The 26,835-nt window shown below is 38.0% G+C and carries 19 protein-coding genes and 2 pseudogenes; 19 read left to right on the plus strand and 2 right to left on the minus strand.

From position 1 onward, the window contains the following. The first annotated feature begins 183 nt into the window (after positions 1-183). From KDN43_RS15140 to KDN43_RS15220, 17 genes and pseudogenes are all read left to right on the plus strand, one after another. Positions 184-1,017, plus strand: a complete 834-nt coding sequence (locus KDN43_RS15140) for a hypothetical protein (RefSeq protein WP_238867440.1) — start codon at positions 184-186, stop codon at positions 1,015-1,017. A 212-nt stretch (positions 1,018-1,229) separates the two neighbouring features. Continuing rightward, positions 1,230-1,544 (plus strand): DUF3853 family protein, encoded by a 315-nt coding sequence (locus tag KDN43_RS15145; protein ID WP_238867441.1) that lies wholly within the window; start codon positions 1,230-1,232, stop codon positions 1,542-1,544. Positions 1,545-1,546: 2 nt separating this feature from the next. Beyond that, positions 1,547-2,614: pseudogene (locus KDN43_RS15150) on the plus strand (AAA family ATPase). 170 nt (positions 2,615-2,784) lie between these two features. After that, positions 2,785-3,705 carry a toprim domain-containing protein gene (locus KDN43_RS15155; protein WP_238867442.1) on the plus strand — a complete coding sequence of 307 codons (921 nt, stop codon included), beginning with the start codon at positions 2,785-2,787 and terminating at the stop codon, positions 3,703-3,705. Positions 3,706-3,879: 174 nt separating this feature from the next. Then, positions 3,880-5,186, plus strand: a pseudogene (gene mobV, locus KDN43_RS15160) (MobV family relaxase). 137 nt (positions 5,187-5,323) lie between these two features. Further along, positions 5,324-6,439 carry an adenine-specific methyltransferase EcoRI family protein gene (locus tag KDN43_RS15165; protein WP_238867443.1) on the plus strand — a complete coding sequence of 372 codons (1,116 nt, stop codon included), beginning with the start codon at positions 5,324-5,326 and terminating at the stop codon, positions 6,437-6,439. Between the two features lie 336 nt (positions 6,440-6,775). Then, entirely contained in the window at positions 6,776-7,948 is a 1,173-nt protein-coding gene (locus tag KDN43_RS15170; protein WP_238867444.1) for an HNH endonuclease family protein, read from the plus strand. A gap of 54 nt (positions 7,949-8,002) precedes the next feature. Then, positions 8,003-8,929 carry a site-specific integrase gene (locus KDN43_RS15175; RefSeq protein WP_238867445.1) on the plus strand — a complete coding sequence of 309 codons (927 nt, stop codon included), beginning with the start codon at positions 8,003-8,005 and terminating at the stop codon, positions 8,927-8,929. Between the two features lie 212 nt (positions 8,930-9,141). Next, positions 9,142-13,596: an NACHT domain-containing protein gene (locus tag KDN43_RS15180; RefSeq protein WP_238867446.1), complete on the plus strand. Its 4,455-nt coding sequence runs from the start codon at positions 9,142-9,144 to the stop codon at positions 13,594-13,596. Between the two features lie 2 nt (positions 13,597-13,598). Beyond that, a complete protein-coding gene (locus tag KDN43_RS15185) occupies positions 13,599-14,675 on the plus strand; it encodes an MBL fold metallo-hydrolase (protein ID WP_238867447.1) in 1,077 nt (358 codons plus the stop codon). Between the two features lie 626 nt (positions 14,676-15,301). Continuing rightward, the gene (locus tag KDN43_RS15190; RefSeq protein WP_068184896.1) at positions 15,302-15,514 is read left to right on the plus strand and encodes a helix-turn-helix transcriptional regulator; all 213 of its coding nucleotides are present in this window, start codon (positions 15,302-15,304) and stop codon (positions 15,512-15,514) included. Positions 15,515-15,529: 15 nt separating this feature from the next. Next, positions 15,530-18,730: a helicase-related protein gene (locus tag KDN43_RS15195; RefSeq protein ID WP_238867448.1), complete on the plus strand. Its 3,201-nt coding sequence runs from the start codon at positions 15,530-15,532 to the stop codon at positions 18,728-18,730. A 56-nt stretch (positions 18,731-18,786) separates the two neighbouring features. Beyond that, positions 18,787-19,407, plus strand: coding sequence for a DUF6088 family protein (locus KDN43_RS15200; RefSeq protein ID WP_129593918.1), 621 nt, complete (start codon positions 18,787-18,789; stop codon positions 19,405-19,407). Beyond that, positions 19,359-20,396 (plus strand): nucleotidyl transferase AbiEii/AbiGii toxin family protein, encoded by a 1,038-nt coding sequence (locus KDN43_RS15205; RefSeq protein ID WP_238867449.1) that lies wholly within the window; start codon positions 19,359-19,361, stop codon positions 20,394-20,396. Before KDN43_RS15200 ends, KDN43_RS15205 begins: the two co-directional genes overlap by 49 nt. Continuing rightward, positions 20,396-20,956 carry a DUF4391 domain-containing protein gene (locus KDN43_RS15210; RefSeq protein ID WP_238867450.1) on the plus strand — a complete coding sequence of 187 codons (561 nt, stop codon included), beginning with the start codon at positions 20,396-20,398 and terminating at the stop codon, positions 20,954-20,956. Before KDN43_RS15205 ends, KDN43_RS15210 begins: the two co-directional genes overlap by 1 nt. Then, positions 20,932-23,400, plus strand: coding sequence for an RHS repeat domain-containing protein (locus KDN43_RS15215; RefSeq protein WP_238867451.1), 2,469 nt, complete (start codon positions 20,932-20,934; stop codon positions 23,398-23,400). Before KDN43_RS15210 ends, KDN43_RS15215 begins: the two co-directional genes overlap by 25 nt. 20 nt (positions 23,401-23,420) lie before the next feature. Beyond that, a complete protein-coding gene (locus KDN43_RS15220; RefSeq protein WP_238867452.1) occupies positions 23,421-24,095 on the plus strand; it encodes a hypothetical protein in 675 nt (224 codons plus the stop codon). Positions 24,096-24,533: 438 nt separating this feature from the next. On the opposite strand, the gene KDN43_RS15225 is transcribed toward KDN43_RS15220, so the two are convergent. Both KDN43_RS15225 and KDN43_RS15230 read right to left on the minus strand, forming a co-directional pair. Beyond that, on the minus strand, positions 24,534-25,337 hold the full coding sequence (locus KDN43_RS15225; RefSeq protein ID WP_238865935.1) for an IS3 family transposase: 804 nt from the start codon (positions 25,335-25,337) through the stop codon (positions 24,534-24,536). Between the two features lie 20 nt (positions 25,338-25,357). Continuing rightward, the gene (locus tag KDN43_RS15230; protein ID WP_238841705.1) at positions 25,358-25,624 is read right to left on the minus strand and encodes a transposase; all 267 of its coding nucleotides are present in this window, start codon (positions 25,622-25,624) and stop codon (positions 25,358-25,360) included. 333 nt (positions 25,625-25,957) lie between these two features. On the opposite strand from KDN43_RS15230, the gene KDN43_RS15235 reads away from it, so the two are divergent. Together KDN43_RS15235 and KDN43_RS15240 are read left to right on the plus strand one after the other, a co-directional pair. After that, positions 25,958-26,383, plus strand: coding sequence for a type IV pilin protein (locus KDN43_RS15235; protein ID WP_238867453.1), 426 nt, complete (start codon positions 25,958-25,960; stop codon positions 26,381-26,383). Positions 26,384-26,385: 2 nt separating this feature from the next. Next, positions 26,386-26,832: a hypothetical protein gene (locus tag KDN43_RS15240; RefSeq protein ID WP_238867454.1), complete on the plus strand. Its 447-nt coding sequence runs from the start codon at positions 26,386-26,388 to the stop codon at positions 26,830-26,832. Positions 26,833-26,835: the final 3 nt, after the last annotated feature.

Raw genomic sequence — 26,835 nt, forward strand, 5'->3', positions numbered from 1 at the left:
TAAATTAAAAATTACTCTAACACCAATAAAACAATGCCCAACATCGCCATCATCCTCCCCCGATACACCCAACTCAACACGATAATTGACTAAGTTTCGAACAGCCGTTCGATTGAGTTTGTTCAACAGCAATTTGTTGTAGATTTCTACACTCAATTCAGTAATATACAATCATTTGAGACGATGATGGTTTATTTGACGATGCAAGCCGAATTGGAACGTTTCAAGACCTTAACAGAAAGCCTTTCGACAGAAATTCAGAACAATATCCGGTTGATTTTAACGAACAAAAGCGTACTTGAAAATCTTGCTATTGAAAAGGCTTGCGATAAATTTGCCAATCAATACGACACACAAATCAACGACCAATTGCACAACACTCAAAAGTATTGGAAAGAATTAAGTGAAGTCAACAATTCGTTGGATGCAATTGGTTTCCGCCAACATACCGAACAAGAAGAAAAACGCCTTTGGGAAAAGCAAGAAGCATTAGCCGAAAAATACAATTCAGAAAAAGCGATATTGAATGACTTGTATGAAAAACAAAAAGTTGCACGAAAAACGGCAGAAAAATATCAAGAAAATTACTTCTCGAAAATTTTATCGTTGAGCCATAAATTGGACGAAATAACTCAAAAATACATTCCCAAAACAACACAAAATCTGCCCGAAGGAACGTTTTTTGATATGGCAACATCATCAAACATTCATAGTATTTGTAACAACACCATTTTTAAAAATATTTCTGAAACAGACTTTTACACAGCAATTAACCTACTTGCATCCGTCAAAATTATACAATTGAAACAAGGCGAAAAAACACACGCCTGCTTTCTCATTTACAAAATGTACAAAAGTATCAAATCCGACAAAAATGCAGAATGGGGGAAATCAATGCTTCAACAATTGGATATTGATGAGAACTTCTACAAATCAAAATACAAAGAACCCATTTCCGAAGTTCCGAGCCGGAAATCAGCGCAATTTGCAAGCGAGATAAACGAAATTTTCGACTAAACGGCTTCATAAACCAAACTACCACTTCTACCACCTAAAATAAATTTATATACGATTGATTTTCAATTGGATATTTTTATTTCTACCACCTTCTTACCACTTTCTTACCACTTTCTTACCACTTTCTTTCGCCCCTACCTTTGCATCGTTCGAACACCAACCGCCGAAGTAAAAGGCTTTTGTAAAATTTGAACAATGAAAGGAAAAAAATAATGGATTTAAATGAACTCAAACAAAAACCGTTGTGGCAAATGACAGGCGAAGAATTTTTGTATCTGCAAAAAAACAACAGCGGAAAAACCAACAATCAAACAACATCGACACTTGCTCACGACGGAAGCGAAAAACGCTACGTGTATGGTATTGCGGGTATTGCCAAGCTCTTTGGATGCAGTATGCCCACGGCGCACCGCATCAAGAAAAGCGGAAAAATTGACCGAGCCATCACGCAAATCGGACGAAAAATTATCGTGGATGCAGAGCTCGCGCTCGAATTAGCCGGACGAAAAACAGGCGGGAGGAAGTAGCGATGGAAATACGAAACAACAAAATCGACCTGGACGCACTGTGGCAAAAGTCGCTCGTTCGTGTAACCGACGAGTTCAAGCTTCCGCCTATCATCCTGCAAGTGGACGACGCCATTGTCGGCACGCTGGGCAATTTCAGCGCATCCACAGGAAAAGCCAAAGCAAAGAAAACCTTTAATGTCTCAGCAATCGTTGCATCTGCACTTATCAACGGACAAGTTCTCGAATACCGTGCGTCATTACCGGAAGGGAAGCGAAAAATACTCTATTTCGATACCGAACAAAGTTCGTTTCATTGCAAAAAAGTGTTGCAACGCATCCTCAAACTTGCCGGACTTCCGCTCGACCGACAGCCCGAAAATCTGATATTCAGCCACCTTCGGAAAATTGCCAATCCTGCCTTTCGGTGCGAAATAATCCGAAAAGCTATTTACAGCATAGAAGGAGTAAGATTGGTAATCATTGACGGCATCCGAGATTTAATGTTAGACATCAACAACGCCACGCAAGCCACCACGCTCATCGGCGACTTGATGCAGTGGACAAGCGAACGGGAAATCCATATCCAAACCGTGTTGCACCTGAACAAAGGCGACGACAATAGTCGCGGACATATTGGCACGGAACTCAACAACAAAGCCTAAACCGTTCTACAAGTAACCAAAGACCCCACGGACGAAGACCGAAGCATTGTTTCAGCATCCTTTATCCGTTCTAAACCCTTTGAGAAATTTGCTTTCCGCATTTCCGACGAACCGGACAATATCAATATTCCAAAGTTAGACACCGACTATCAGCCCGAAGTTTCATTGCGACGAAATAGTTTCGATTACACCGAGTTATCTGAAAGCGGACACCGTCAATCATTGGAACTTGCTTTTGAGAATAATGAAAACGGTTTTGGCTATAGCGAAATGATAGAAGTCTTGCGAAACAGTTACGCCAAAATCGTTGGCGTAACTTATGGTATCGGCAAAGCCAAAAAGCTACTTATATTTCTAAAAAACAAACGGATGATTGTCCAAGATAACAACAAGCAGTATGTTTTTAATCCAAAATTTCACTACTAAAAAATCGGTTCGGTTCAAGTCGGGTGCCTATGGTGGTGACCCATACCGAACCGATGGGAAATTCAGTTCGGTACGGTTCAGGTATTATATTCCTGTACCGTACTGAACCGATATAAAGACTTTTCGCTGACGAAAAGAAAAAATATCCACAATAAAAAAACCTTACAACAATGAATTCAGAACAAGCCAAACAAATCCGAATCGAAGACTATTTGTCCCGTATCGGAATCAAACCCATCAAAGAACGGGGACAAAACCTTTGGTATAAATCGCCTTTCAGAAACGAGAATGAGCCTTCGTTTAAAGTAAACCGCGACATTAACCAATGGCACGATTTCGGAAGCGGAGAAAAAGGCAACCTCATCGATTTGGCGATGAAACTGCATCAAACCAATAGCGTTTCCGAAGCGTTGCGAGCCATTGAACAAGCCGTTTCATATCCCAAAATTCAACAATCCTCTTTTTCTTTTCGTCAGCAAGAGTTTTCGGAAGGAATAAGCAATGTTGAAATCAAGCCGTTGAACCATCCGGCACTGATAGAAATGCTTCATATTCGTAAAATCCCAATAGAATTGGCACGACAATACTTCAAAGAAGTTCATTATACGCTGAATGGGAAGCCGTATTTTGCCGTAGCTTTTCCCAATGACAAAGGCGGATTTGAAACCCTAAATTCCTATTTCAAAGGTTGTCTTCCGCCCAAAGAAATTACCACGTTCGATAAGAAAACACAAACCGTTCATCTTTTCGAAGGGTTTATGGATTATCTCAGCCTGCTTACTTTGCAAGCAGGGCAAGCCGATATTTCCGCCGTCGTTCTCAACTCAGTAAATAACCTCGAAAAAGCCGTTCCTCTTCTCTCAAAACACAGCAAAATCAACGCGTTTTTGGATAATGATGAAGCCGGACGACAGGCATTGAAAAAACTGCAAAAATGGAATTTGCCAGTCATGGATATTTCACAACGATACGCTGAATATAAGGACGTGAACGATTATTTGTGTGGAAAAAAACTTCCGCAATTTCAGAAGAAAACAACCAACGAAGTGGAATTTGATAAGCCGAAAATCGGCAAGCGTTTCAAACGCTAATGAGACGGTTCACGACGAGTGGGACATTTCCTTCAGAAAATGCCGTAGCTTATTAGGGGATTTTCTGAACGCTTCGTTCCACATTCGCTAAAAATCCCCCAATAAGCCAAAGGGGAAAACCCCTCTGGACACCCCAAGTTCGCTCAAACTCACTTAAATTATAAACTCGTTTTTATGGGCTACGCCGTATTACATATGGACAAAACAAGCGGAACGGATTCCGCTATGTCGGCACACATCGAGCGCACCATCGCGCCCAAAAATGCTGACCCGGAACGCACGCATCTTAATCGTGAATTGATAAAATTTCCCGATAGTGTTCGCAACCGTACCGAAGCTATTCAGCATCGCTTAGAAAATGCCGGACTGCAACGAAAAATTGGCAAAAATCAAGTCCGGGCAATCCGCATTCTGCTCACGGGAAGTCCCGAAGAAATGCAACGCATCCAGGCTGATGGAAAATTAAACGAATGGTGTGATGATAACTTACATTGGTTAGTAGAAACTTACGGTAAGGAAAATATCGTTTCTCCCGTTTTGCATCTGGATGAAAGCACACCGCACATTCACGCCACATTAGTGCCGATAGTTACTACTGAAAGACGGAAAAAGAAATCGGAAGAACAGGTAAAGAAGCAATATCGCAAGAAAAATCTCAATGCTCCGCGACTTTCTGCCGATGATGTGATGACACGCATCAAACTCAAAGAGTATCAGGATACGTATGCCCTTGCTATGTCTAAATATGGGTTACAGCGAGGAATTGAAGGTTCAAAAGCAAGACACATCAGCACTTCGCAGTATTATCGAGAGTTATTTGCAAAAAATGATGGGTTGAAGGAAAATATTGACAATTTACTTGAAAAACAGAAAAATACCGAAAAGGAACTCTCAAAAGTCAAATCCGAAGTAAGCAAAGAGAAATTCAAAAATGCCAAAGCCGAAATGGGTGCAAATTTGATGGATGGTGTAAATTCTCTTTTCGGTGGCTCAAAAGTAAAACAGCAACAAGCTGAAATCGAAGAATTGCAATCAGAAAACGATTTATTGAAAGATGAAAATCGTTCACTCAAAACCGAGTTGCAAATCGCCCAGAAAGAACACGAAAAAATAACGGATAAACTCCGTGCCGAGTTAAAGAAAATTTACAGTTTGTTTCCCAATCTTCGGGAATTGCTTTCTATTGAATTGAAAGGATGTGTAGAGCTGTAGGTTTTTCAGAAGATCTGACCCGAAGAATTTTAACCGGTGATAAAGTTGGTTTTAAGGGAAGTTTATATTCTGCCGAATACAAACGCAAGTTTTCTACCGAACATTCAGTAGCACAAATGCAACCAGAACCGAATAAACCGGGGAAATTACGCCTTGCCATTGACGGCGTAGATATTATCGAATGGTTTCGGTTGAAATTTCGGGAGTTTCAACAGAGTGTGGGGATTGATTGGACGGAGAAAAATATTGGAAGGGGGAGGAAAATATGATATCAATCTTTTAATTAATAATTTATTAACCATAATTTTATAACTTTGTAGTCGCTGTCAAGATAAGTAATAATCCGAATAGGGCACTGTAGTATTATCTTTTCAGTATTTCTGCAAAGGATTAAAGTAAAATAGTTATGGCAAATGAAAACTTGAAAGAAGCTAAGGCTGCTAAAAATGATGAGTTCTACACGCAGTTTCATGATATAGAAGTTGAAATGAATGCTTACCTTGAATATGACCCCGATGTATTTAAGGGCAAAACTGTTTTATTACCTTGCGATGATCCGGAGTGGAGTAATTTTACAAAATATTTTGCTGCAAAGTTTGAAGAACTAGGACTAAAGAAACTCATCAGTACCAGTTATGCTCAAGAGAGCAAGAATTATAAAACAAATTGGCAACCCACTCTCTTTGAAACAGAAAATCCAAGATTCAGTGCTGACAAAACAGCAGTTTGCGGAAAAATTTTCACACTTACGCACAATATAAATAACAATGGAAAAATAGACATTAATGACTTGGAGTGGGAATACCTTGAAGGTAATGGCGATTTTAGAAGCGAAGAGGTAACTCGCTTGCGTGACGAAGCTGATATAATTATTACTAATCCTCCTTTTTCTCTTTTCCGTGAATTTTTAGCATGGATTATAGAAGCAGATAAAAGGTTCATTATTATTGGAAATATGAATTGTATCACATATAAAGAAGTTTTCCCTTTGATTATGTATAACAAAGTATGGTTAGGCGTTCCATTCCCTGGCGGAAATGCTTACTTCCGCCCTGCAATACAATCTGAATATGCAGTAGGGGTATATAATGAAGATACAAACCTTGTAAAATTCAGAAATTGTATTTGGCTCACCAACATAGATCACGGTCGTCGCCATCAACCTCTTAGTTTAATGACCATGGAAGATAATCTTCGTTTTTCCAAGCATAAGGAAATACGAGGAAAAATTTCTTATGAGCATTATGATAATTATGATGCAATAGAAGTCCCTTTTACGGATGCAATTCCATCTGACTACGAAGGTGTTATGGGCGTTCCTATTTCATTCTTAGACAAATATTGCCCGGAGCAATTTGAAATCTTAGGGATAACTGACAGACAAAACACATCTTGTTTACGGACAAAACGATATACGGTGTATGACAGTTTGAAATACAATGACTTAAATGCTCGAAGTGTTATCAGAAGAGATGGTAAATATATTCCGATGTATGCTCGTTTGCTCATTCGAAAATTATAATTTGATATGTCTAATAAGAATCCTTGCATAGACTTGTGTGTAATAACACCCATTAACAATATAATATGTTTCATTCAGAGGCACTTCAGAATGCAACAAAGCAGCTCCATCATTAAGTTTGGTTACTTTAGATTCTTTCAGATGTCGGTCTATCTGAACTTGTTCAGGGTAAGTTTTAGAGGCTCCCCCAAACCATGTTTTTGTTATCCCTAAGATTTCAACCTACGGATAAACACCCTGCTGTACATTCTACGACCCTTAATGTAACCACGTCCCTTATCAATATTTAAGTCATACTCGTTCCCTAAGATTTCAACTTAAAAATAACATATAGCAATGAAAACAAAATTACATACCGAATGGACAATTGCAGATATCTGCAAAGGATTTACCTATAATGAGCTGGAGGGTAAGGGGTTATTTGGTCTTGATGGAAAGCTCACTATACAGCCAGAATATCAACGCCATTATATTTATAATGATGGGAAACGAGATGTTGCCGTAATTGATTCTTTATTGAAAGGTTATCCTATCGGACTTATATATTTTAATCGTACGAGTGATGGACGTTATGAAGTGCTTGATGGACAACAACGTATCACATCGTTTGGAAGATTTGTTACAGGAAAGTTTGCCATAAAAGATACGAATGATAATGTTCAATATTTTTCCGGCTTATCTGAAGAATTACAACGACGAATACTGAAATCGCCATTGCTTATCTACGAATGTGAAGGCGAGGAAAAGGAAATCAAGGAATGGTTCAAGACTATCAATATTGTAGGTGTTCCTCTTAATGAACAAGAATTACTGAATGCTATCTATTCAGGCGAATTTGTAAATGCAGCCAAACGTGTATTCAGCAATTCGCAAAATACTGAAATACAGAAATGGAGTCACTACGTCAAGGGTGATGTGAAGCGACAAGATTATCTTGCTATCGCACTGAAATGGGTATGCGATAGTAAGCAGATGAGTGTTGACGCTTACATGAGTCAACATCGTCATGATAGTACTATTGATGAGATGGAGAAATACTTTCGCTCGGTAATCGATTGGGTATCTACTACTTTTTCAATGGTAGAAAGCAATATGTGCGGACTGGAATGGGGACGATTCTATGAAACCTATCACAATACACCATATAGCGTAGATCATATTACCGAAAGAGTGCGTGTTTTGCAATCTGATGAATATATCAAATGCCCTCGAAATATCTACGAATATATATTAGGAGGAGAAAAAAATAAAAATCTGCTTGATATCCGTATATTTGAAGAGTCAACAAAGAAGATTGTGTACAATAGACAAACAGAGATGGCAACGAAAAATACACTTTCTAATTGTCCTCTTTGTGCCTCAGGAGATAATGCAAATAAGACGCGCATTTATAAAATATCGGAAATGGACGCAGATCATGTAACAGCGTGGAGTAAAGGTGGAAGTACGTCCATTGAAAACTGCGAAATGTTGTGCAAAACGCACAATCGAGCTAAGGGTAATAGATAAGATTTAGCTGAAGTACATATTTTAGGAGCGTTATATGATAATAATTTTTAAAATATGTATATGCAAAAATCATTTCAAGAAGTCTCCCTAATATGGTGTGAGGCTAAACGTCCGATAGTAAAGCATTCCACAATGTGTGCTTATATGCTTACGCTTCAAACTCATTTACTCCCACATTTTGGAGCAATGACCGTAATATCAGAAGATGACGTGCAGCAATTTGTCTTTGAAAAGTTTTCCTCTGGTTTAGCAAAAAAAACGGTAAGAGACATAGTAGCCGTATTGAAATCTGTCGTTAAGTATGGCGGTAGACATAAAATTTTCCATTTTGAAGAATGGCAACTGGAATATCCTACAGATGTTGGCGTTTATCGTCTGCCTACATTGAGACTGAGTCACCAAAGAATATTGATGCACTACTTAATAGAAGAACCTACACCACAGAATATTGGTATACTTTTGGCTCTTTGTACTGGCATGCGGATAGGTGAAATTTGTGCCTTAAAATGGGAAGATGTCGACTTCGTTCAGAAGATAATTACGGTCAATCACACAATAGGGAGAATATATAACTGCGAATTGAAATCAACGGAGAAAATCCTGTCAACGCCCAAAACAAAAAAATCCTCTCGGGAAATTCCTATTTCTAAACAACTTCTTAAATCTTTGAAAATAGTAAAAAAAGTTTCTCCTTCGTTATTTGTTGTAGGAAACTCACCGACCTCTACAGAACCACGCGCTTATCGAGATTATTTTTCGCGGCTTTTGAAACGTATTGGTATTCCTCCAATTGTTTTTCACGGTCTCCGTCATACATTTGCTACCAGATGTATTGAAAGTCAATGCGACTATAAAACAGTTAGTGTCATATTGGGACATGCCAATGTCGCTACAACATTAAACCTTTATGTACATCCTAATCTTTATCAAAAGAAAAGATGTATTGAAAAGATGAGTAAATTTTTGGGAGTGACTGAATAAAGAGCTTTATTTATCTGGGTGTAAAAAAAGAAGTAAGTCTCATAACTGCTTGACATGTAATGAGTATTGAGATGAGATAGGAAAGTATAAAATGAATTTTTGAGTTTTTTCACTATAATATTTCATATCTTTGCGTTTTAACAAGGTTGTTCTATTTGAAAGCACAAAATATTGTAAATTAGCAAAAGAGTTTAATAGCAGAAAATAAAAACATGAACAACATTAATAGCAATTTAATTTCAGAAGTAACAGTCCGCCTAAGAATCAATGATTCAAGTGAAATTTCTATTGGTACAGGAGTCATATATTATGAAGATATCTTGGATGATAAAGTCTATATTCTGACGGCAGCGCATTGTTTGTTTGAAGATGGAGATAATTTTCAAAAAATGTTAGATAACGTTTGTGTGGATGTTTACTGCCCACAAGAAAAAAAATACAAATCTATTATCGTTGAAAATATTAACGAAAATCTTATTTCCATAAACAAATTGGAAGATGTTGCAATACTCATAGTAGATAAAGAAAATATAGATGCTATAAACTCCTCAATTCCGAAAATACCAATAATTAAAGAACGTAAATCATTTGATTTTTTTGTTACAAAAGGATTTCCACAAGCGACGAAAGGGAAAGAACTTGTTGCTGTTTATGCTACATGGTTGCAAGAAATGATACAATCAAACCGTTTCCAACTTCAAATGAATGCTGATTATACTGCGACTAATGTGGAAGGCTTCTCTGGTGCAGGAATATTCTTAGAAGCAAACGATGAAATTTATTTGTACGGAATTTTCACTCGTTTCAGAGAAGAAGAAAATGGAAGGGTGATTTATTGTCAATACATAGATAGTGTAAACAATCTTTTAATAAAGAACTTTTTGTCTTTAATAAATTATTCTTACTTGGGAGAAAATGGACTAAACATTTTGTTTTTTGCTAATCAAGTAGAACGAGAAATAAAAAATCTAGGTCCTAGATTCAATGAAAAATTGAATTTTAAGTTGCCAATTGCTCGATTTTTTAATAGTGTATCCAAGGATACTATTTTTCATCAGAGTGTAATAAAAAAAACAGATAAATGGTTGACAGAAAAAGGATATAAGAAATTAAGCGACAATGAACTTTTAAAAAAACTTGAATTAGAATTAGATACTCTTAGACAAGAAATAAAAGAATGGTTGATTGATTTTCGTAGTCATTCGCTTGAAAATGAAATATCACTTTTACCATTAGTTAAAAAGGTTGAGGATTTCAACGTTAAAATATCAGAAAAATGGCATGAAGTATTTGATTTTGATATTGGACAAAGGAGAGAAAAAGATAAGCCGAAAAAATCGTTCGATTCGGAATTAAGCAGATTGCGGGAAATTCAAGATGCAAATAGGAAATTTATTGAAGAAATCGATGAACTAAATATCGATTTAGCCAATCATCCAACATTAATTATTCAAGGTGAAGCCGGCTGTGGAAAATCTCATTTGTTAGGTGATATTGCTACACGAAGAAAAGAGCTAAATTTACCAACAATTCTGTTATTAGGGACAACATTTAAAAACACAACTATTGAAAAGAATATTCTTAACAAATTGGATTTAGCCTGCTCTTTTAAAGAATTTCTTGAAAATTTGAACAGTATAGGATTACAAATAAACTCAAGAGTATTGATACTTATTGATGCAATAAATGAAGGAGTGGGAAAAGATTTATGGGAAAATCAAATTGCAGGATTTGTGGATACTGTGGCTAAATATCCTGCTGTGGGTTTGGTTTTAACAATAAGAAGTACGTATTTTAACGATATTATTCCAGATAGCTTCAATTCAAATCAGACCATCACTGTTATTACACACGAAGGATTTAAAGGAAATGAATATGAAGCACTAAAGTTATTTTGCACACATTATAAGTTGAGACTTCCTAACTTTCCTATTCTAAACCCTGAATTTACCAATCCTTTATTTTTACTCACTATATGTGAGGCTGTCAAAGATTTGCCTGAGAAAAGTTTCCCAAAAGGATTTAATGGTATTAATATAATATATAGTTTATACAAACAATCTTTGAATCAAAAATTCGAAAAGAAAAGACCCGAATACAAATATCAAGATATTGTTTCAAAAGCTATTGAAAAACTTGCTATTAAATTATTTAATACTGAATATCACAGTTTAAATATAGCAGAAGCTGTTGAGTTCTTTAATTCTGAATTTCCTAAATTTCCATCTCTGTTTTCAGATTTAATTGAAGAAAGTGTGTTGGTAAAGATGAAACGTAAATATAATAGGGATAGCACGGAGGAAATTGTATTTTTTTCATATCAACGGCTTGGTGATTTCTTTATGGTAGAAGAGCTGTTAAAACCTTACTCAAAAAGAGAAGAGGTTATAAAGGCTTTTGAAAGTGATCAACAGTTACAAAAAATCGCAGATAATTATCAATGGTCGAATAGGGGTATCATTGAAGCATTGGCTGTTTTACTTCCTGAAAAATATGATTTAGAACTATTTGAACTGATAAACTTCTTTTTCGATAAAAATACTGATAAAAGGAATAAAGAATGGTTGGAAGCACAAACCTATGAGACATTTACACATATTCTGTTAGACAGCTTGAACTGGAGAGAATTAAACAGCATAAATGATAAGAAAATTACTGTTTGGTTAAATAAAAAAGGTAGAATAGATCATGACCAATGGTGGTATAAATTAACAGAACTGGCTTCAATCGCCAATCATCCTTTTAATGGAGATAGACTACATAGAATATTATTAAGACATTCAATGTCTGAACGAGATGGCTTTTGGCAGAAACACATTAGATGGTATAGTGGTTATGATGATCAAAAAATAGCATTCCCATTGCAACGATTAATCGATTGGGCTTGGTCACCCAATATTTCTTATAATGTAGATCCTGAAACTGCTCGACTGGTTGCTCAAACTTTGGCTTGGGTATTATCTAGCACTGATATTGCACTCCGAGATAAAACAACGAAAGCATTGGTAAATTTATTGGAACAGCAACCAGAAACTTTAATAAAAACATTGACTGCATTTGAAAACATTGACGATTTATATATATTAGACAGATTATATTCTGTGGCTTATGGCTGTATTCTGAGAACTGAAAAAATTGAATCAATAAGAGCAATAGCTCAATATATTTATGATGTGATTTTTAAGGATGGCAATCCACCTGCACATCTTTTGGTTAGAGATTATGCAAGAAATGCAATTGAATATGGAATTTATAAAGAGGTGGGGTTAGATGTTGATATTGAACTGATTCGTCCGCCATATAATTCTCAATGTGACTATAAACCTCTTTCCAATGAACAACTTGATGAAAAGTATAAACCAAAAGAAGATAGTGGACATTGGGAAAAGGACAATTGGGGAATTACAGCTATCCTACACTCAATGACAACTGAGTATGGACGTGGTACTGGTGGATATGGCGATTTTGGTCGGTATGTTTTTCAAAGTGCCATTTCACATTTTAAATTACCTATAAAACTGAATGTAGACTTACTAAGCAATCTTGCTATTGAATGGATATTTGAAAAATACGGATACAATCCGAAAATACATGGAGAACATGATAGAATGGTCGCAGATCATTATTATCAACGCGAGTATAAAATAGAACGGATAGGGAAAAAATATCAATGGATAGCCTTTCATCAAATTTTGGCAATAATTGCTGATAATTTCAAAGTACGAGAAATCTGGTCTTTTAATGACATGTATCAATTATATAAGGGAGCTTGGCAGTTGTATGTACGTAATATTGACCCTGCGTACATAACAAAAGACAATGATAATGATAAAAAAGATGAAGAAAATCTAATTAAGCAAATTGATAAAGAATGGTGGAGTGATGACGAATACTCTCATTGGAACTATCCTGACGCCAAGTGGATTCGAACAACGGAAGACTTAATATCTCCAAGAAAAGTAATAGAAAAGAAAAACATCAATGAAGAATGGCTACAATTACAACATTCTATTGAGTGGCGAGAACCGAAAAAAATTGGAGTTGACCTTTATTATGGCAGAAGAAAACAAATTTGGTATTCTATACAAGGTTTATTAGTCAGGAAATCAGACAAACAAAAAATAATCAAATATCTTAAAACTAAAAACTTTTGGGGTGATTGGTTACCCCGTAATAGAGATAATGAGTCAAATTTGATTAACCGTGAAAAATTTTGGTCACCAGCCTATCTGGATGTTTACAAGCATAACAAAAAAATATGGGAAACCATTCAAGATACTAAATATAAGGTTATAGTTGCCACCGAATCTGCGAATGGAGGCATAGAAGGAGACAAGTCGGGCGCAAATCAGTCCTACAATATACCTTGTAAATATATTTTTGAAGGGATGAAGCTTCAATATGCTCCAATAGATGGAACATTAAAAAATAGTGATAATGAAATTGTTGTTATTAACAGTAAACCAAGAAGTGTCCTCATACGAAAAAGAGATTTAATTCGATTTTTAGAAGAAAATGATTTAGATATAATTTGGACACTACTCGGAGAGAAAATGTCTTTTGATATGAACCAAAGACAAGATTCTTACTTTGCAGTTCCTTGTGGGGTGTATTATTTGGATAATGGTAAGTTAATGGGCGAATTGAAAATGTATAGTAGAGATTAGTTATGGAATTGTTTTGTTACCAAGCAGAATGCGGTGATGCCATTCGAATTCGTTTTATCGGCGATGATGAAAAGCCACATAATATATTTTTAGATTCTGGTTATGAACGAACTTATCGCAAAGTCTTACGACAAGTAATTAATGATTTAATTCAAGCAGGAGAATGCATTGATTTGTGGATTATTTCTCATATTCACGATGACCATATAGGCGGAGTAATGAAATACATCAAATCTGTTGAGGATAAAGAAATAGAGGATATTACAAGAGAATGGTTTTATAATCCACCTCGACAAGAGGCTGTTGTTTATGATAAAAGACAAGAGGCTGTATCTTCTGCTATGAGTATTAGTCAAGGTGATAAATTATACAATTTTCTAAGACTAAACAATAAGTTACCTAAAAAGGATATTACGACAGATTTAGGAACTGTGGATCGTTTTGGAATGAAAATTCATATTCTTTCACCGACCTCCTCCATTATTACAGAATTAAGAGATAAATACAAAACTGAAATTCCCTTTCAAACCAACGAGATTGAAGAAATAAGTTCAGCCAAAGCGATAGCCCAAAATGATTATAACAAAAACATAGAAGAATTTAATTTGGATAGATTTAATGAAGATAAGTCTTTAGAGAATAAGAGTAGTGTCTCTGTATTAGTCGAATATCAAGGTAAAAAGATAATGTGGTTAGCAGATTCCCATCCATCTGTTGTAATTGAGTCATTAACTCAAAAAGGATACTCTGTTAATCGCCCCTTGGTGTGCGACTATGTTATTTTATCTCATCATGCAAGTAAAGGAAATAATAGCTCTTCTTTCTTTGATATGATAAAATGTAGCAAATACATTATTAGTAGTAATGGCGAGAACAAACATAGTTTACCCGATAAAGAGGTTTTAGCAAAAGTCATTAGAAATAAAAACAGAGATTTGTCTTTACCGTACTCTCTTTTCATCACATACGATACTGTAGGATTGAAAAGTATTTTTGATATTGATAAAAATGATGTTATCGAAAAATGGAATTTTATCTCTGTCTATTCTAATACACCATTTATATACTTTCATCTATAATCAAAATAATATATCTTAATATCCTCATTTCTGGGTGTAAAAAAGGGTGTAAATCTTATAACCACTTGATTTACACCCTTTATTGCGGTATGGACGGGAAAGCCACCTTTGTAAGATAATCTGCTTTCTTTCAGCATCTTACTCCCTCATTTTTTCTTAGGGGGTACAGTTTAGGTTAGGAACTCCTAACTAACTGTATTTAAGTGCTTCCACCACTGTATTTCCAAACTTCCTATTTTGGCAGTCAGACTAATTTTGAATTAAATTTGTCAGACTGCTAATATTCAGTGTTTTATTATTTCAAAGACCTTTATGGGGGGTACAAATTAGGTTAGCGTCTTCTTCTGCTTTACTTTTGGCAATTTTGGCTGCTATTGACACTAATCTGTCGTCATAAAATTCAAGTTCAAAGTTACAACTTATTTTCAAATCAACAACTATTTTGAATCACAATGTTTTAAGTTTGGTGCAAGGTGCAAGATATCTATATAGATATTACTTGCACCTTGCACCTCTGATTCGTTATTTTATGATTGAAATTATTGTCTTTTTTCTGTGTTTAGTTTAAAGGAAAACCGTATATTTGCGATTAATAGCGTCAAATATTTGATGAAAATAATCATAATATGACCGATAAGAAAGTAATCAATAGAATTAAGGTTGTTTTAGCTGAGAACGATAGAACAAATCGCTGGCTTGCCGAAGCAATAGGAAAGAATGAAGCAACTGTTTCAAGATGGTGTTCCAATAAGGCTCAGCCCTCTATTGACGTTTTTCGTCAGATTGCAGAAGCTTTGGATGTGGATGTTCGAGAGTTACTTCATACAACTAAAAAGTAGCAAGCAACCAAGCGTATGGAAATATTAGATAACAAACAGGGCCGAACAGTTGAGCATGAGATAGCTAAACGGTTAGATTCAAACACTTCGGTGTCTGTCAGTACCGGAATGTTTAGCATCTATGCCTTTTATCTTTTGCGGGAAAAAATGAAACACACAAAAGGATTAAAAATCCTGCTTTTATCAAACCCGCAAACAAAAAATCCTCAAGGGGTATCCATTGCCTTGGATAATACTTTTTGGGGAACCGCCGAAGAGGGAGGACTGAAAAGGCAACTCTTACTACGATATGCAGCAGAAGAATGTACCCACATACTTGAAAGAAGTCGTATTCGTGCTTTGAGAGTTCCTAATTCATTCGGATTTAAGTTAATATTTATCCAAAATGAGCACGATAGCTGTGTAATCAATCCCGGTATGGCAGACTTCTGTGCAGATTCATTGGGTTTTATCAACTCGGAGAAACCACAGCTACATATTCTTCACAACAAAAAAGAAGAGGTGGCGCAATACAAACAAATGTTTGACGGAATATGGTCGGATACTTCCATGTCCAAAGAGATTACAAAACTGGCTTTGGATGAGTTAAAAAAAGGGTTTAAGGACTACTCTCCCGATGCTGTGTATTACATGATTTTGCATCATCTTTTTCATTATTCCATTGTTGATTTTGCCGACGATAAGATTTTTAAATCAAGAACCGGATTTAAAGATAAAGAAATTTGGAATAAACTTTACAAGTTCCAAAAAGATGGTGTAATGGGGGCTATCGAGAAAATTGAAAAATATGGCGGTTGTATTATTGCCGATAGTGTGGGGCTCGGAAAAACATTCGAAGCACTTGCCGTTATCAAATATTACGAATTGCGAAATGACCGTGTGTTGGTACTTTGCCCCAAGAAGCTGCGTGACAACTGGACAGTTTATACGCAAAACGACAAGCGCAACATTCTGATTAACGACCGTTTCAATTACGATGTGCTTAGCCATACCGATTTAACTCGTGTGCGGGGTAAATCGGGCGATATTGACTTGGCGACAATTAATTGGTCAAATTATGATTTGGTCGTAATAGACGAATCGCATAACTTCAGAAACAGCTATCCCTCTAAAGGCGAAATGACTCGTTATGCCCGAATGATGAATGAAGTCATCAAAAAGGGTGTAAAAACAAAACTGTTGATGCTTTCGGCGACACCGGTGAACAACCGGATGAATGATCTCAAAAACCAAATATCGTTTATCACGGAAGGCGACGACAGCGTGTTCGAAGAAGAGGGCATAGATAATATATCCAACGTAATGAAGCTGGCGCAGCGGCAGTTTTCCGATTGGGCAAAATATTCGGATCGGAATATAAACGAGTTGTTCGACCGGTTGGATAATCGTTATTTTAAACTATTGGACATGCTTACTATCGCCCGTTCACGCAAGCATATCGTGAAATATTACGATTCGGCGGATGTGGGAAGGTTTCCGACCCGTCTGAGACCGATAAACGAAAAAACCGATATCGACAGTGAACAACTGTTTCCTTCGTTACGTAATATCAACAATGCTATTCGCAAGCTGAATTTGGCAAATTTCTCGCCTATATCTTCTCTCAAAGAAGAGAAAAAGGCAGAGTATGCCGCTAAATACGACTATCAATTAAGTACCGGAAGTGTATTTAAGCAATCCGACCGTGAAAAGAACTTGGTGGACTTGATGCGGGTGAACTACCTGAAACGGATGGAAAGTTCCATCTATTCGTTTTATCTGAGTATAAAAGCGTTGCTGGAGCAGGTCAATGACAATCTGTATAAGATAGAACACATTACGGAGCTTTCCGACAGCTCTGTCACGATTGACAACATTGATATCGAGGATGATGAAAGCGACTACCTGATTGGCAACAAGGTAAAAGTATTGCTACAGGATATCGATTTGGTAAAATGGCGGCAGGAGTTGGAGTACGATCGGGATACGTTAACCAAACTCATGGAAAGTGCTGCTACCATATCCACTACTCGTGACGAAAAACTGACTCGCCTGAAAGAGGTCATTGCCCACAAAATAGAAAACCCGCTTAACGACAATAACAAAAAAGTGATTGTATTCACGGCTTTTGCGGATACCGCTACTTACCTTTATAAAGAATTGTCGGAGTGGATATTAAAAGAATACGGATTGTACGCCGCTTTAATCAAAGGAAGCGGAACAAACAAAACGAACTTTCCCGGTATTGAACGGAAAGAGATGAACGAGTTGCTTACGCACTTCTCGCCTTTTTCCAAAGAACGCCACAAAACATTTCCCCATGCAAAAGGGGAAATTGACCTGCTCATTGCCACCGATTGTATTTCGGAGGGGCAAAATCTGCAAGACTGCGACCTCCTGGTCAATTACGACATCCACTGGAACCCGGTGCGTATCATTCAACGATTCGGGCGTATCGACCGCTTAGGTTCAAAAAACGAGCAAATCCAGTTGGTCAACTTCTGGCCGAATATGGAGTTGAACGAGTATATTAACCTTGAGAGCCGGGTAAAAGGCAAAATGGTCTTACTCGATATTTCTGCTACGGGCGAGGAGAACCTGATAGAGATGAATGAAAACGACGAAATGACCGATTTGGAATATCGTCGCAAGCAACTGGAGCAACTCCAAAGTACAGTACTCGATTTGGAAGATATCCAAGGTGGAATAACCATTACGGATACCAACATGAACGATTTCCGGATGGACATTATGGAATACGAGAAAAACTACCTTGTCGATTTGCAGAATATTCCTTTGGGGATTCATGCCGTAGTTGAAACAGACGATGAAGAGATACCTCCCGGAACTATTTTCTGTATGCGTAGCTCTGTACAACAAAAAGGGCAAAGCCTGTTGGCTCCTTATTATTTGGTTTATATGGGCGAAGGTGGAGAACCTGTTTTGGGCTATATGCAGGGAAAACGTTGTTTGGATTATCTGAAAAAACTGTGTCAGGGCAAAACGGAAGTACTGGCAGAGTTGGCGCAAAACCTAAAAAAAGAGACAAAGAACTATGCCAATATGAAAGCCTATTCGTCCGCTTTTCAGTTAGCCATTGAGAGTGTCATCGGTAAATCGCAAGAGGTAGGTGCTGCTTCGTTTTTCTCTACAGAGTTAGTTTCGCTCAATGCCGAAGGGGTTACCTCACAAAGCGATTTTGATATTGTGGCATTTGTTGTTGTCAAGCGGAAATAATTCTTTATCTTTGTCCGAAATCTACCGAATATTTCGGACAATATTATTGGGGTTTAATGATGGAAGAGAATATTTCACAAAAAGTTAGAGATCGAGTAACTCGCTTTAAGAAAGGCGACTTGTTCACTGTGCGTGATTTTGAAGATTTAAATAATGATAGCCTTGTTACCCGAACGTTATCCCGTCTGCAAAATGAAGGCATCATTGTTCGTGTGGCAACCGGCATCTATATGAATCCCATAAAAACGCAATTTGGTGTTTTGCACCCTACGATTGACCAAATTGCCCACAAAATAGCCGAACGAGACAGGGCTCAGATTATGCCAACCGGTGATACTGCCTTAAATATTTTGGGCTTTTCTACTCAAGTACCGATGAACGCCGTATATATTACCAACGGAGCTAAGCGAAAAGTGCAAGTTGGCGAAAGGAATATTATTTTCAAAAATGTTGTTCAGAAAAACTTTCAATTCAAGGGTAAGCTTCTGCCATTGATAATTATTGCACTAAAAGAACTTGGAGAAAATCAGGTAACGGACGAAATAAAGGACAAAATAAGTAAGCTTCTTTCGGAGAGTGATGCCGAAGAGCGAGCAACAATGATGCACGATTTATACCTGTCGCCGGTATGGATGAAAGAATTGCTATTACCAATCATAAAAACAGTAACAGAATGAGTATTTGGCTGAATTATAGCGAAGATGAAAAAATGGTTTTGCTACAACAAACAGCAGTGGCCAGAAAAATTTCAGCAGAACAGGCAATTGAAAAGGATTGGTGGGTAACGGCCATTTTGGTAGCATTGTCAAAATCTTCGTGGGCGGATTTTTTGCAATTCAAGGGCGGAACTTCCCTCAGTAAAGCGTGGGGATTGATTAGTCGCTTCAGTGAAGATATAGATTTGACTATAAGTCGTTCGTTTTTCGATCTACCTGAAGAAACCAATCAGCAACGAACAAAAATTCGCCGAGAAGCTTTCCATCACATAGAAGAGAAGTTGCTCCCCGAGTTAGATGGTATACTTTCTTCAGAAGGAATAACAGGTTATAAAGTTGAGCTTGTTACAAAAAACAGTAGCGATATGATAACTTTAGTAGAAGTAAAATACCAAAGTATTCTTCCGACTAAAATAGATTATCTCCTTCCGGTTGTCAAGATTGAGTTCAGTGCCATGTCTCTGGACGAACCTTTTGAAAATCGAGAAATTGCAACACTTATCCATTCCCGGTTTCCTGAAATTGATAGCGAAATAAAGTCACTTTTTAAGTCCGTATTACCGGAACGTACCTTTTTGGAAAAAATATTCTTATTGCACGAGGAGTATCAAAAGGAAAATCCACGCACGGATAGGATGTCAAGACATTTATACGATTTGGAAAAGATGATGGATAGCTCTTTCGCTCAATCAGCGTTGCAAGATACGGACTTATACAAAGCCGTTGTCAATCATCGTCAAAAGTTCAACAGCATAAAGGATGTTGACTATACAACACACGAACCTGCTCAGATCCGGATTTGTCCTCCCGACCACTTGATGGGGAGTTGGAGAAAAGATTACGAAAACATGAAAGAGAGTTTCATTTATGATAAAGACAAAAAAACATTCGATAAAATTATCGAGAGGATGGAAGAGCTTACCAACAGGATAAGAAAAATCAACCTATAATGATAGAGTACTTCAACATACCGTCCGGGGCATTAATCAATACGCCTATCAGCAAAAAACTTTTTGCCGAGAAAGCGCCTTTGTCTTCCGGGGAAAAACGATTGTTGCGTGAAGAGATAGAAAAGCTCACGATGAAAGGTTTATTGCAGACCCGCACCATTGGATTGGCTGCATACATGGATGATGAACAGGCTTACGACCAAATCATCATTGCCGAAGCAAGTATCAAGAATCCGGCTAAAGCGATGCCGGTAGCTACAATGGTACAGAAAGCCTTTCCGGCTTTGATGTTTTTAGTGATTCAGTGTGGCGAAAGTTTTTGCGTGAATTGGTGCGTAAAACGAATCAATCAGGCGGATAAAACAAGGCGGGTGATGGAAGAACAACAAATAACCCGTTTCTTTGTACCTGAAAGTGGCGATAGCATTATTTGTGCTTGGTTGCCTTCGTTAGATATAACACGTATCCGCTGCAATTCGTTGAAAGAATTGTTTGAACAACTGAAACGAAGAACGGGATTGCCTCCACAAGGACAATGGATGCCTCGGGGGCGATGGTAAGCGCTTCAGATCCTGGAGGTATTATTACATATACCCTACGTCCCGATGGCCAACATTCTGCCATTACAGCTCCGGGAGGAGCGGTAACTTCATTCGAGTATGATGTATTTGGAAGGCAGACCGCGCTCGTAGATCCAAGTGCGGGTCGTCAGACAACCGCCTATTCATATGCCACAGCCGGAGTATTGACGCTTACCCAGACCAATCCAAAAGGAACCAATATATCAGTTTTCGATAAATACGACCGGATTACCAGCCTGCAGCGCCAGGGGGAATTTACAATCACATATGTATATAATGCGGATGGACTGTTAGCAAGCGAGACTTCGACAAATGGTACTTCCAAAACATACACTTACGATGCTTACGATAGGATATTAACAGAGAAAGAAACAGTTCCCGACAGCAAGTGGATGCAAAAGACATATACCTATAGCGGTGGCAACATATCCTCGATTCAATATACGGCACAAAGTGGAACATTGGGAACCGAAAATTTCGCTTACGCTAATGGACATAATACGGAAATAAAGCTAAATGGTTCAACCACCATATGGAAACTTACTGCCGAGAATGCATTGGGTCAACACACAGCGGCCACATCAGGAAGCATAAGTAGAAGCTACTCGTATAACGCTTTCGGGATACCTACGGGTAGGACTGCAGGAAGCATCCAGAACTTCACCTACAGTTTCGACGTGCAGAAAGGCAACCTTTTAAGCCGGACTGACAACAAGCACAGCAAGACGGAAAATTTCTCCTACGACAACCTGAACCGTTTGACTAGCGCTTCCGGCAAGGCAATCACCTATGCAGCAAACGGTAACATAACGCGGATAGAGGGTGTCGGCACCATGATCTATGGCAACTCCGCCAAGCCATACCAGGTAACCATGCTCAGTCCGGAAGGAACAGCGGTACCGTTGCGCAACCAGAGCGTAGCGTATACTTCTTTCCAAAGGCCATCACGAATAGACGAAAACGGTTTGAGCGCATCATTCACATATAATGCGGCAGGAGACAGGGTTAAGATGTACGTTGCCAATGGAACCACTCCGGTATTGACTCGATACTACATAGGGGGGCAGTACGAACTGGATACCCCTTCCAATACCGAAAGGTTGTACCTTGGGGGGGATGCCTATTCAGCACCTGCCGTTTATGTAAAAGAAGCTGGTAGTTGGAAAATTTACTATATTTGCAGGGACTATCTGGGAAGTGTTACCCACATAGCCAATGCAGATGGTTCTTTGAAACAGGAATTGAGCTACGATGCCTGGGGACGGCTCAGGAATCCATCCACGCAGGTGGCATACGCTCCGGGAAGTGAGCCGGCACTGTTCCTTGGACGGGGTTATACTGGCCATGAATACCTGCCCTGGTTTGGACTGGTGAATATGAATGCAAGGTTATACGATCCGGCTTTGGGACGCTTTCTAAGTCCTGACCCGTATGTGCAAATGCCTGATTTCACCCAGAACTTCAACCGGTACAGCTATGCCCTGAACAATCCTCTGATGTACATAGATGAAGATGGGGAATTTATCCATCTGATTATCGGAGCTATTGTAGGAGGGGCTATTAATTTGGTTGCTAATTGGAAAAATATAGATGGAAACTTCTGGAAAGGATTAGGATACTTTGGCGTTGGGGCTGGCGTTGGAGCCCTGTCTGCCGCTGGAGGAGCATGGGCCGCCGCTACTTTCAAGGCAGTTGGAGTCGCAGCAGGAGCTGGAGTCGGAGCATTATCCGGATCTGTCCTGGGTGCGGGTAGCAGTTTCCTCCTAAATGGTGGAAATAATTTGATGAGTGGGAATAATTTCTTCGACAACTGGAAATCAAGTACAATCTCCGGAGCCATAAATGGTGCTGTTACCGGTGCAATCGGTGGAGGTATTGCTGGTGGAAAGGCAGCGCTCAAGCAGGGAAAGAATGTCTGGTGGGGGAATGATGTTAAACACGGGAGAGGGCAATGGTCATTTATCAATGCCGAGAAACCACATACTGTAGTCGATTTCAAAACCCCAAGAGCTGGGTCCACCAAATTGAATGACTGCGTACCCACAACGTTAGCTGAACTTGACAAACATTTTGAAGGAAGTACATCATATGATGAATACGTAAAGCGGACTAACTATATTGACGATCGGGGTGTTACAATGAAATTAGGCGAATATGACAACTTGATAAATGATAATCTTTATGCAAAAAGATTCAATCCTGCACAACTTGAAAATTCTAGTGCTATGCAATCTATAAAAGATTCTGGCAAAATGGTTACTGTCCATATGAAACATGGAACTGTATTTCATGCGGATAATATTCGTTCTATAAAATATTACTCAAACAAGGTAGTAGTTCAATTGAGAATAGGAAGTTATAAATACACAGATCTTGTAAAAACTAATTATTTCAAAACATGGGAAGTTAGCGGAATGAAGTAACTCTATATTAATAAATAATCATGGAAAAATTAAAATTTGTAATATCATTTTTATTAGTTGTATGTACTTTTCAATATATGAAAGCTCAATCGCATCTTCAATTAATTGAAGAGAAGTATAATCAATTGGATTCACTAAAGTATCTAAATAATTTGAAAGATGCCATTATTCGGTCTTCACTACATGCCTATGGTGAACCTATGGATGAGGAGATTAATAGGGAATATAACATAATAAAAAATGGAATAAAAGATCAGAATATTAGGTTTGTCTTGAATGTCGATATAGATATGACTAAACTAGATACCGATAATTATTTATTGGTAGAAGGCTTTGAATACGATTTTAATATTTATTGTCATGATAGAAAGTTCAATCCGACATACTATGTATTTTTCACAGAAGATAGATTGGATATATATGGCGATGTTTATCCGACTTTTTCAAAAAAATTTTCAAAAAAAATAAAAAATGCGATCAAAAGCATTCTGAAAAAAAGGCCAAAATATATGTTACATTGTCAACATTTACCCAATACTGTTTTATACGTCAAAGATGACAAGATATTCGTATATAGAATCCTGCAAAGTGAAGAATATGAATTGAATGATTATGTAACAAAATTTAAAAACACTGAAGGTTTTTATCATTCACAATACCCGCAAAGGGCAAAGTTACATCAATTAAATATTTAGATGTTGCGGTTCTTTTGCTAATAAACAATCTCTCGGAAGTAGAAACTTCCGAGGGATTTTAAAAAGACTGAGAGTAGAATAATTCTTCTACACACTTTTCAGACAAATCCTTGTGAAATATTATTTAGATATATCAGTAAATGATTATTCCGTTATCAATAATATTCACTCCAAATATAGTTAATATTACATTTATTTTTTGCCTAATAAAAGTTATATATTATATTTGCTATCCTGTAAGCTACCCCTTTTTAGGACAGTCTTTGATTAGACTGCTAAATTAGTTATTTATGTATACAATGTTATGATGTCGGACAGATTTTTGATAAGCCACTCCCAATACTAGACGATACAGCGGGCAAGACTGCCCGCCAGGGCACTCGTCTTGGCCTTGACCGCTGTAGTGGCTAGTGTTACCTTTGCTTGTCAAAACATCTGTCATACTGCTTCCTTTCGTTTTATCAGTTCTTCCCTATACTCAAAGGGTGTCATGTTGTCCAACGCCTCATGGGGCCGTTCTTCGTTGTAGTCATTCCGCCAGGCTTCTGTCAGTTCCCTGACTTCAGACAAGTTTCGGAAAATGTATCTGTCAAGTACAGCCCTTCTGTAGCTTCCGTTGAAGCGTTCAATGTAGCCGTTCTGGGTGGGTTTACCAGGCTGAGTATACATAATGTTTATCTCATTGCCTTTACACCAATCTTTGAACACCTGGGCGATAAACTCAGGACCATTGTCGCAGCGTATGTTCTTTGGTTTGCCATTAAGCCATATGACCTTTTCCAGAACTTTGATGACACGCTTTGCCGGCATGGACATCGATATCTCCTGTGTCACGGCAATCTTGCAGGCATCATCTATGATATTAAGAACACGGAATTGTCTTCCGCACTCAATCCTGTCACTGACAAAGTCAATGGACCAGGTAACATTGGGCTCTTTAGGCATAACCAGAGGATTCTTCACCCTTGCAGGCAGACGTTTCTTCAAACGGCTTCGCTTCTCATAGTGCATTGCCTTGTAAACCCTGTAAACCTTCTTGTGGTCCCATGTCTTACCCTCACGTCTCAGCCTTGAATAAATCTTCCAGAAGCCATCACCGAAGTTGGCGGCAGCACGGATTGCGTCTTCAACTTCAGTGTCATCTTTCTTGTCAGTATAATAGAAGTAGGAGCGATGGATGTCCATCAGCTTGCACGCCCGAGAGATGCTTACACCATATTCTTCCACTATATCTCCTGCCAATTCCTTCTTTACCTCGGGCTCTAGAGTTTTTTTTCGATGACCTCCTTCAGTATCTTGTTGTCAAGTGCAAGGTCAGCATACATCTGTTTCAACGTGCGGTTCTCATCTTCAAGCTCTTTGAGACGTTTAACCTGACTGATCTCCATTCCACTATACTTGGACTTCCAATTATAAAGGGTAGCCCTGGATATATTGTAGTCACGAGCTACAACTGCGGCATCCACCCCACTTTCAAGTTGATGGACTGCCTTTACCTTCTCTGACTCACTGTGTACTTTTTTTTTCATTTTATTTCCTATGCCAAACAAAGTTAATAATTTTGTCTAACTCGGAACTGTCCTACAAATAGGGAAGGTTACAATCCTAACACATTCATTGAGCATCTTTGATAAAGCGGCTTATACTTTTAATATATTTATTATTGATATACAACCATATATTATAGTATAAAGAATATATCATCATGAAAAAAAGTATTTTACCGTCAAAAGTGCTTTTTCATAGAAAACATATATAGAGTAATGATAATTGCCTTATGTTTATCCTGTATTTGTGATAACAGGTGAGTCCGAATTCCATGTGCTTGTTGAAAATTATAATAACGAATTAATTCATATCCTATGAAAAATCTAATCAACCCGCGTTTCGGCTCCAGAAAACTAAACGCATTTTCATTGCCTGAACTGTTGGTGGTTCTGGTGATTATCGGCATTCTGGTATTAATAGCCCTGCCCAACCTGATGCCCCTTATCTCGAAAGCAAAGAGTGTGGAGGCACAGCAACAACTGGTCTTCCTGCATTCACTGCAGCAGAGTTATTTCTTTACACATTCCAGGTACTCATCTTCCCTTGATGAACTGGGTTTTGAACAACAGCCCCTGATAACTGAGGATGGTACCGCCAATTACAGGATTGAAATTGTTGAAGCCGACGAAAATAGATATAAGGCGCAGGCAATCGCCGTAGTCGATTTTGACAGGGACGGGAAATACAACACCTGGGAAATAGACCAGGACAAACAACTACGGGAAACAGAAAGGGACTGAATATGCAACTGTTGATCCTGGTACCATTGGCACTGATGATCCTGTCAGATTACAGAAGCAGGACCGTTGTTTTATGGCAATTGCTGCTGTTTGGAGCAATAGTGCTTATAACCAGCCTGATGGAAAAAGGATTACACGCAACCTCCATGGACATTGCAACAAATATATTTTTATCGATGTTAATCGGATCGTGCGTATATATCTATTTCCTGTTGAAATACAGGTCAGGGCAATCCATCATGGGAAAAGGGGATATCCTGTTCATCCTGTTTCTGACTCCCCTCTTTACACCCCGACTATTCTTGGTTTTCATGCTGGTCTCTTTTGCAGCTACCTTGTCAATGTGGGGTATCCATACCCTTGTCCGCAAACGAAATACCAACATCCCGTTAATTTCCGGTGTAGGTGTGTGCCTTTGCGTCCTGCTTATCTATCAACAGTTAAGATAATAT

It is taken from the genome of Proteiniphilum propionicum, from assembly GCF_022267555.1.
Lineage (GTDB): Bacteria > Bacteroidota > Bacteroidia > Bacteroidales > Dysgonomonadaceae > Proteiniphilum > Proteiniphilum propionicum.

What these genes read in the sequence shown, in the direction of transcription:
- KDN43_RS15205 (WP_238867449.1), top strand. Translation starts at nt 19,359, where the DNA reads ATGGATGAAAGAATTGCTATTACCAATCATAAAAACAGTAACAGAATG.
- KDN43_RS15190 (WP_068184896.1), top strand. Translation starts at nt 15,302, where the DNA reads ATGACCGATAAGAAAGTAATCAATAGAATTAAGGTTGTTTTAGCTGAG.
- KDN43_RS15175 (WP_238867445.1), top strand. Translation starts at nt 8,003, where the DNA reads ATGTATATGCAAAAATCATTTCAAGAAGTCTCCCTAATATGGTGTGAG.
- KDN43_RS15210 (WP_238867450.1), top strand. Translation starts at nt 20,396, where the DNA reads ATGATAGAGTACTTCAACATACCGTCCGGGGCATTAATCAATACGCCT.
- KDN43_RS15220 (WP_238867452.1), top strand. Translation starts at nt 23,421, where the DNA reads ATGGAAAAATTAAAATTTGTAATATCATTTTTATTAGTTGTATGTACT.
- KDN43_RS15170 (WP_238867444.1), top strand. Translation starts at nt 6,776, where the DNA reads ATGAAAACAAAATTACATACCGAATGGACAATTGCAGATATCTGCAAA.
- KDN43_RS15155 (WP_238867442.1), top strand. Translation starts at nt 2,785, where the DNA reads ATGAATTCAGAACAAGCCAAACAAATCCGAATCGAAGACTATTTGTCC.
- KDN43_RS15145 (WP_238867441.1), top strand. Translation starts at nt 1,230, where the DNA reads ATGGATTTAAATGAACTCAAACAAAAACCGTTGTGGCAAATGACAGGC.
- KDN43_RS15215 (WP_238867451.1), top strand. Translation starts at nt 20,932, where the DNA reads ATGGATGCCTCGGGGGCGATGGTAAGCGCTTCAGATCCTGGAGGTATT.
- KDN43_RS15240 (WP_238867454.1), top strand. Translation starts at nt 26,386, where the DNA reads ATGCAACTGTTGATCCTGGTACCATTGGCACTGATGATCCTGTCAGAT.
- KDN43_RS15185 (WP_238867447.1), top strand. Translation starts at nt 13,599, where the DNA reads ATGGAATTGTTTTGTTACCAAGCAGAATGCGGTGATGCCATTCGAATT.
- KDN43_RS15140 (WP_238867440.1), top strand. Translation starts at nt 184, where the DNA reads ATGATGGTTTATTTGACGATGCAAGCCGAATTGGAACGTTTCAAGACC.
- KDN43_RS15230 (WP_238841705.1), bottom strand. Translation starts at nt 25,624, where the DNA reads ATGAAAAAAAAAGTACACAGTGAGTCAGAGAAGGTAAAGGCAGTCCAT.
- KDN43_RS15165 (WP_238867443.1), top strand. Translation starts at nt 5,324, where the DNA reads ATGGCAAATGAAAACTTGAAAGAAGCTAAGGCTGCTAAAAATGATGAG.
- KDN43_RS15235 (WP_238867453.1), top strand. Translation starts at nt 25,958, where the DNA reads ATGAAAAATCTAATCAACCCGCGTTTCGGCTCCAGAAAACTAAACGCA.
- KDN43_RS15200 (WP_129593918.1), top strand. Translation starts at nt 18,787, where the DNA reads ATGATGGAAGAGAATATTTCACAAAAAGTTAGAGATCGAGTAACTCGC.
- KDN43_RS15180 (WP_238867446.1), top strand. Translation starts at nt 9,142, where the DNA reads ATGAACAACATTAATAGCAATTTAATTTCAGAAGTAACAGTCCGCCTA.
- KDN43_RS15195 (WP_238867448.1), top strand. Translation starts at nt 15,530, where the DNA reads ATGGAAATATTAGATAACAAACAGGGCCGAACAGTTGAGCATGAGATA.